Below are 7,331 nucleotides of genomic sequence, written 5' to 3'. Positions count from 1 at the left end.
CCCGAGAGGCATTAGAAAAACAAAGTATCCTAACTCGAGAAATGATACAACAGACAAACCAATATTTGGCTAAATATTTAGGTGATTTAATTGTTGCCCAAAGAGAGAGAACACATCAAGCTGTTTAGAGATGGGGGATCGAGGATATTTTATAGAAAATCCATCAAGCTGGGCCTGATCACTCGGGCACCAGAGGAAAGGGCGGCCTGTTGAATGGCTTCGGCTAACCGGAGATTCATAATCGTCTCGGCGATATCGGCTCCTTCGGTTTCGGCCAGGATTTCCCGGGTGTTGAGTTTATAGTCTTCCTGACGACTCTCCATCACTTCAAACCGATTTACCCTGGCTCCCAGATCGGCCTGTTGGGCTAAGAGATTATTTAGTCCCCAATTCAGTCGTTGGATATCTTCATTGGAAATGGACCGGGCATCGGCCTCATCAGTGGCCGCCTGAAAGAGATGGTCCCTCAGATCAATCAGCGTATCAAAGAGACTGATTCTCACCTCTTCAAACTTGGCTATAGAAGGGGTATAGATATTGTTTGGCGCGACACTCTCATCAATGAATCCCAATTTTTGTAAGAGATTGCCGTCACCCACATCCTCAAACCATATCTCCGAAGGGGATTTAGCCGTTAAGACCATTCGATCAATCCTGGGGCCGGAAAGGTCAGAATCTATGGTAGCCGTGACCCCGACATCGGCCGTGTTGATCCGGTCAGCAATGTCAGCCAGAGAATCAACCTCGGCATTGTAGAAAATATCATAGCCATTGATCCGAAAGACACCGGTTCCCGCCGGACCTGAAGGGTCCCCAATGGCTCCGTTGTATGCCTCAGAGGAATTAAGGGTAACATTGGCATTGTGAACGACATCACTCTGCATGGTAATCTTATGGGCCGTGATGAAAAATAGATCGTCTCCAATAGTGTTAATAGACAATTTTGTCCCCTCATCAATCTCCCGCCTAAGTTCTACGCTATTACCGTGATAGGTAACCTGAGTGATCCGATCCGCATTGATTCCTCCGATAGGACAGTCAGGCAGATCAGATTCCTGGCCCTCGTCACGACCATAAGCTATTTCAAAGGGTTTAGTCAGTGTTTTGGCTCCGGCAAATACATAGCGGTTATTGAAGTTCATATTAGCCAGATCAACTAACTCTTCCAGGATTTGATCGATCTCCAGACCGATCGCCATACGGTCTGGATTGGCGTAAGGATCATTGGCTCCCTGCACCGCCAGGGTTCTGACCCGATGAAGGAGGCCGGAGACGTCGGACATAGTTTTATCAACTGTATTCATCCACATAAGTCCATCAGTAATATTACGTTGAAACTGCTCCTGTTTGGTCAGATTTGTCCGCAGCTCCATGCTGCCGGTCGCCGCGACCGGGTCCTGGCCCGGAAAGCGAAAGTCTTTTCCTGAAGAGAGCTTGTAATTGAGGTCGTCCAGTTCCTCGTAGCTTTTCTGAATATTAGTTAATACTGACCGATGCATCATAATGTTTGAAATACGCATAGAAATCACCTCGCTTTCGAGTTTCGGGTTTCATATTCAGTAACCGTTCAGCACATGATGCTGGATGCTCAATGCTCGATCCTCGATGCTCGATCTTCGATGCTGGTAAAGGATCCAGTATCCAGGATCGAGCATCCAGGATCGAGGATCGAGGTTGTGTCTTTGTGCCTTAAGGGCTGAATAGTTACAAAAATTTCCCCTCAACTTTCATTACCCCTTGAACGGTTACCATATTCACTTATACTTGGTCCCTTTTATGCCTGATTCACGCCGATAATTCATTAGCCCGCCGATCATGCCTCCAGCTTTACACCTGTCCGAGCGTCATAATCCTATCCAGCACCTGATTTATGGTGGCGATAAAGCGGGCGGCGGCGGCATAGCCCTGTTGGTAACGAATCAGGTCGACCATTTCTTCGTCCAGAGAAACCCCGCTGATGGAATCCCTGAGGTTTTCCAGATTTTCCATATAAAGCTCTCGATTTTCCACCTCTCGTTTGGCCTCGGCAGAATTTGCCCCGGCTTTAGCCACCATTCCGGAAAAGAAGTCATCAAAATTAGCGGTTCCTTCGGCCAGATAAAGCTTTCCCTTTATATCGGCCATTTTTAAGGCATTAGAGCCATCGCCTTCGCCGTTAGATATATCGGCCACGCCGTCCAGGGGATCAGAGTTATCTACCCCTTGGGCGGCAGCAATTCGGTCGATGTTCTCCTTGATCTTGTCAGAAAGAGATAGCTGGGTGGCGGCGCCCCTAATAGGCACCCCCAGCCAATCAGCCGCCAGATTATCTTTCGGGTCCGGATTATAGGTGTCATAGTTTTTATCTTCTTTCAAGATACCCAGCTTTTCAAGCAGATTGCCGTGTAAAGGGGTCGGATCCTCCGTCGAAATATTAACGGCGGTAAAGAAGCCCACCTTGCCGGGTGTGCTGGAAATATCTTCACTAAGCACTAAGTCATTACCCAGGACCGTGTTTTCAAGGATAAAGCGGTCATTTTCCTCATCATAATCCAGGACCACACCGGCCTCAGAATGGTTGATGGCCTGCATAAATTCCGAGACTGAAGTATAGTCGGCCAGATTGAAGGTAACGCCGTTAATGGTTATCTTTCCCCCCACATCCTGTCCAAAGTTGGCCAGATTCAGCCCGCCGTTCAGATTTACTGTCCCTGTTCCGGAGACAACCTCCTTTTGGCTCCTAACGTATCTCCATTCCTTGGGGTCATCACTAAGAGAAGTTATCTCAAAATCACGCCCGGCCGTAGCGGTCAGGGTAAGGCGATGAGCCGGGCTGATAGAAGCCACCACGCCAGCCTCGGCTTCATTAATCCGATCAACAAGGTCTTCCAGGCTGTCTACCGTGGCATCATAGTCAATAAATTTCCCATTGATCTCAAACCTTCCCTTAGGCGTCAAATAGTTATCAGGATCAGTGTAAGGAAAGAAAAAGTAAGGATTGTAGGGTTCGTTATTCTTATCCAAGCCTAAAAGCGCTTTATCGGTGCGGTGGACATATTCAGAACCGGTGACCTTATAAACCCCTTTGGCGTTTTCCTCGACCGGCGTTGGATTAAAAAAGTCAAGACCTGTTGAGCCGTCCAGACCAAAACCGTTTCGATGTATCTCGTTGATTCGATCGATCAGGGTAATCGCCAATTCATCTATGGCCTTCAAATTTTCAGGGATGACCTTATCCCTGACTTCCAGGATGCCCCCTAATTCACCGGCATTAATATGAACGGTCTCTTGGGTGTGTTTGTTGATGATTTTGGTCAGGCCTGAGTTAGAATTATCCGATTCCGTGCCCAGGCCGAAGGCCATCTCTCCCTGGACCAAAAGCTTGCCATCAATGGCCACGGCAAAATCATCTTCATCGGTTCTGCCCACGGTCACATCCGCCAGTTTGGCTATTTTCTGGACCAGCACCTCCCGCTTATCCATCATATCATTGGGATTTTCATTATTGGCTTGGGCAATCTGGATGCTGCGGTTGAGTTCAGCGATCTTTTTAGAATAGTCATTGATTTCTTCTACCCTGGCCTGGATCTCCTTGTCGATATCATCACGCAAGAATTGCATCTGGCTGTAGTTATGCTGAATAACACCGGCCAGGGACTCTGCCCTGGCTACCACCATGGCCCTGGGCGCTTTACTTTCAGGGTCGTTGTTTAAGTCCTCTAAGGATTGCCAGAATTGATTTAAGGCATGGCGCAGGTTGGTATCCTGAGGCTCATTGAGGATCAGCTCCAGCCGATGAAGTTTATCGGCACGGCCTTCCCATTTCGAGAGATTTTGCCTCTCAAAGGCCATCCGATTATCCAAAAACGCATCCCTGACCCGACAAATAAAGCCAACGCTTGTGCCGCTGCCTATTTGACCAGCCAGATTAGGATTGTCAATGCTAGGGGGATAAAGGGGGATACTGGTGGTTAGTTCTACCTGTTGGCGGGAATATCCTTCTGTATTGGCGTTGGCAATATTATGACCAACTACCTCTAAGGCCTTTTGATGGGCCTGAATACCTCGTTTGCCGATTTCCAGTCCAGAGAAAGTCGAACCCATTGGTCATTTCACCTCCTTGTGCACAAATTATCGTTGGGCCTCCCTTCCCCCCGTAATAATTAATAATTGGTAACCGTTCAGCATATGATGCTGGATGTTCGATGCTCGATGCTCGATGCTCGATCCTCGATGCTGGTAAAGGATTCAGTATCCAGGATCGAGCATCCAGAATCGAGCATCCAGAATCGAGGATCGAGGTTGTGTCTTTGTGCCTTAGTGGCTGAACGCTTACAATAATTGTAATTATTCAGCCACAGATTTACACGGATGAAACACTGAAAATTCGTGAACCGTGTCCGTGATTCGTGTCCGTAAGGCAACCACAGTTGGGCAACCACAAGGGGTTGCCCATACCTGTGTTGGGCAACTACAGGGGGTTGCCCCTACCTCTACGCTTGTTGGTTAAGCAGGAGATTTAATCCCCTCTCTTTCTTTTCTCCTTGATGTCCGTAAACTACGGCATTACCCTCTACGATGGTTTTAAGCAACAATCTGGTCAAGGCTAAGGAGTCTTCAATCAAACGTTCATTCACCTTATTTAAGGCAGCCAACTCCATTATGGTAGAGAGAAGACTATCGCCCATCCGTTTAAGTCGTTCCGTATGGGAAGATGGGGCCAGTTCTATGATCTTCTTTAAGGTTAATTTCCCGGTAGAAAGTCGCCATAACTTAGCCAGACTGGCCAGGATATCCAGGCGATCCTTTTCTACCTTGCCCATTTCAGCCACTAACTCCTCTTCTTTTTTTACCATTTGGGAGAGCTTGTGAATATCTCTATTCAAAATCGCCTGCTGCTTGCTCAAAGAGAGATCAAACAGATCTTGATAAAGTTCCTTTTCTAACTTAATTATTCCCTCAAGTTTATCTAAAAAATTAGCCGACATTTGGTGGTTCTCCTCTGACCTTGTTCATCGTTGGGGCCACTCACGGATTAATCGCGAATCGCGGATCGCGAATTGTGGATTAATTAAAAGTAATACTTTTGCACTTTTTGTAACTACCTGAAATACAAATACCTTACAATAACCTCTCGTCATTCCTGCGAAAGCGGGAATCCAGTAATATCAAGACTTCTGGATTCCTGCTTGCGCAGGAATGACAAAAAATGCAAAAGTATAGTTAAAAGATAGATTGGCAATTCGCAATTCGAGATTAGCGATTCGACAAATGGCCGAAAGGATGAACATTGCCTCTCCTATAATATTTATCGGCAATTGAGGGAAAAAGGTTAACTGAGATTTCTCCGCTACACTACCCCCTTTACTTTGCAGCGGGCTATCTGCATCCCCTTTATTTCTTCCGAGTAACTCTCAAGAATCTTTTCGGCAAAAGCCTCCGGATCTATCGAGTAATCAGAAAGCCCAATGGTAGGAAGCGGTGTGTCTGTGCTGTCTATGTTTATCCCGATATGGATAAGGCTTGAGACAGAAGAAAGCGTAGCAATGGAGACAGAAAGCTTCTTCTGGCCGTCATAGAGGTCATCGCCAGATCTTACCACGGAGAGTTTGTCAAGATGCTGATTGATTCTTTCGGCGCAGATGGAGATCAAAAGCCTTTGCCTGAGGATGGCTTGGACAAGATCGAGATCAAAATGCTCCACTAAGAAGTGGAGCATATCCCGGCTTTGAATGTATTTTCCCTCTCTGACATCAGCCAGATCAATCAAGTGGTCTTGATTTACTTCCGCCGGACCCCGAAAGGCAACAATGGCATCGCCCAGGAGTCCGGTCTGATGATAGATCCAGTGAGAACGGAGTTGTTCACCTGTATAGGTAATTATTTCTGGAATAAACTTATTCTGGATCATCTCCTAAATTTCTCCCCGATCAGGTCCCAAGCCCCTGCCTTTTTAAAGGCCCGGATACATCGCTGGCAGCTCTCGCAGCGGCCGCACATTAATGTCTCTCCCAGATAGCAGCTCCAGATTCTATCCAGAGGAACGCCCAGTTCCTTCCCTAATGAGACAATCCCTGGCTTGTCCAGGCGCAAAGTGTAGCCGACTACCTTAGGGTAACTTAAAGTAGAATAGCTGAGGGAGAGGTTGACTGCTTCTAAGAAGGGAACTGAATTATCAGGGAAGGTGACGGCTTCTTCGGCATTAAACCCAACCACAATTAGATCACAGTCCAGGGCTTCAGCCAGGCTGGCGGCAATGTTAATAAAGAGACCATTTCTATTGGGGACCCAAACTGCTCTGGCCAGACCGGCTTGATCATCCCGGTTGAGGTCAGGAAAAGGCACGTCTCGACTCTTGTCAACCAGAGAGGTAGTGGTAACTTCGGCCAACCAGGGAAGTTCAATTACCTGATGAGTTACTTTATAAAACTGGCAAAGACGGCGGGCGGCTTTTATTTCTTGGCCGGCGGCCCGCTGACCATAATCAAAGGTAAGAGCCAGTTTAACTTCGGTTCCCTCTTTAGCCTTAGCTAAGTTGACCGCCGAGTCCAACCCTCCGGAGAGAAGCACAATGGATTTCGCACCCACTTCGTGGGTACCCCGGATTTCGGATTTTTTCATTTCGGATTTGTAACTATTCAGCCACTGATTACCACGGATTAGCACGGATAAATAGCAGATGGCAGAGGACAGAAGACAAAGGTGAGAGTAGGGGCAACCCCTTGTGGTTGCCCAACCCAAGAAGGGCAGGCACAGAGGCCTGCCCCTACAATGAACACCTCGGATTTTTCCATTTCGGATTTCGGATTGTTCACCTGAAAATACCTATCATTCTGACTTCTGACCTCTATCTTTTCTCTGATATGCCGCCGAAGTGGTTTCGCTTTCCCAAACCCTGATCCGGCTTAATTTGACACCTTCCAGAGACTTTTCCAGTTCATGATAAATATAGGCCGCCAGTATTTCCGAAGTGGGATTTCGGTTAGCCAAAGAAGGGATCTCATTCAAATACCGGTGATCCAGTTGAGTCAGGACCTGTCCCAGCGCCTCTTTTAGCTGTCTAAAGTCAATAGCCATACCGAGACTGTTTAATTCCTCCGCCTGAACCTCGACTTCCACCTTCCAGTTATGACCGTGCAGCCTGGCACACTCTCCAGGATATCCGTCCAGGCGGTGAGCCGCAGAAAAGTGGGCGGTAACTGTTAGTTCATACATAGTAATATAGAGGTAACCGTTCAGGTATAGCTGTACGGATTAGCACGGATAAATAACACAGGACAGAAGGCGGAAGTGTAGGGACAGGGCTTGTCCCTGTCCGTGCTTGTCCATGTCCGTTCCGTAGACGGACAACC

The 7,331-nt window shown here is 47.5% G+C and carries 8 protein-coding genes; 2 read left to right on the top strand and 6 right to left on the bottom strand.

Annotated elements, in window-relative coordinates; translation table 11 throughout:
• Positions 1-149: 149 nt before the first annotated feature.
• A complete protein-coding gene (gene flgL, locus AB1797_07075; GenBank protein ID MEW5767376.1) occupies positions 150-1,520 on the bottom strand; it encodes a flagellar hook-associated protein FlgL in 1,371 nt (456 codons plus the stop codon).
• A gap of 54 nt (positions 1,521-1,574) precedes the next feature.
• Here flgL and AB1797_07070 point away from each other — a divergent pair, with 54 nt between their 5' ends.
• On the top strand, positions 1,575-1,700 hold the full coding sequence (locus tag AB1797_07070; GenBank protein ID MEW5767375.1) for a hypothetical protein: 126 nt from the start codon (positions 1,575-1,577) through the stop codon (positions 1,698-1,700).
• 127 nt (positions 1,701-1,827) lie between these two features.
• Here the strand turns inward: AB1797_07070 and flgK are convergent, their stop codons facing one another.
• Positions 1,828-4,083, bottom strand: coding sequence for a flagellar hook-associated protein FlgK (gene flgK / locus AB1797_07065; protein ID MEW5767374.1), 2,256 nt, complete (start codon positions 4,081-4,083; stop codon positions 1,828-1,830).
• A gap of 84 nt (positions 4,084-4,167) precedes the next feature.
• Here flgK and AB1797_07060 point away from each other — a divergent pair, with 84 nt between their 5' ends.
• Positions 4,168-4,320: a hypothetical protein gene (locus AB1797_07060; GenBank protein MEW5767373.1), complete on the top strand. Its 153-nt coding sequence runs from the start codon at positions 4,168-4,170 to the stop codon at positions 4,318-4,320.
• A 152-nt stretch (positions 4,321-4,472) separates the two neighbouring features.
• Here the strand turns inward: AB1797_07060 and AB1797_07055 are convergent, their stop codons facing one another.
• From AB1797_07055 to queD, 4 genes are all read right to left on the bottom strand, one after another.
• Positions 4,473-4,967 (bottom strand): flagellar protein FlgN, encoded by a 495-nt coding sequence (locus AB1797_07055; GenBank protein ID MEW5767372.1) that lies wholly within the window; start codon positions 4,965-4,967, stop codon positions 4,473-4,475.
• Positions 4,968-5,329: 362 nt separating this feature from the next.
• Positions 5,330-5,890, bottom strand: coding sequence for a DUF366 family protein (locus tag AB1797_07050; protein ID MEW5767371.1), 561 nt, complete (start codon positions 5,888-5,890; stop codon positions 5,330-5,332).
• The gene (gene queC / locus AB1797_07045; protein ID MEW5767370.1) at positions 5,887-6,600 is read right to left on the bottom strand and encodes a 7-cyano-7-deazaguanine synthase QueC; all 714 of its coding nucleotides are present in this window, start codon (positions 6,598-6,600) and stop codon (positions 5,887-5,889) included. The genes AB1797_07050 and queC overlap by 4 nt, the downstream gene beginning before the upstream one ends.
• A gap of 207 nt (positions 6,601-6,807) precedes the next feature.
• A complete protein-coding gene (gene queD, locus AB1797_07040; GenBank protein MEW5767369.1) occupies positions 6,808-7,194 on the bottom strand; it encodes a 6-carboxytetrahydropterin synthase QueD in 387 nt (128 codons plus the stop codon).
• Positions 7,195-7,331: the final 137 nt, after the last annotated feature.

The organism is bacterium (assembly GCA_040753085.1).
Classification (GTDB): domain Bacteria; phylum UBA9089; class JASEGY01; order JASEGY01; family JASEGY01; genus JASEGY01.
Note: the sequence above shows the minus strand (reverse complement) of the source record. Positions and strands in the feature narration are given on the sequence as shown.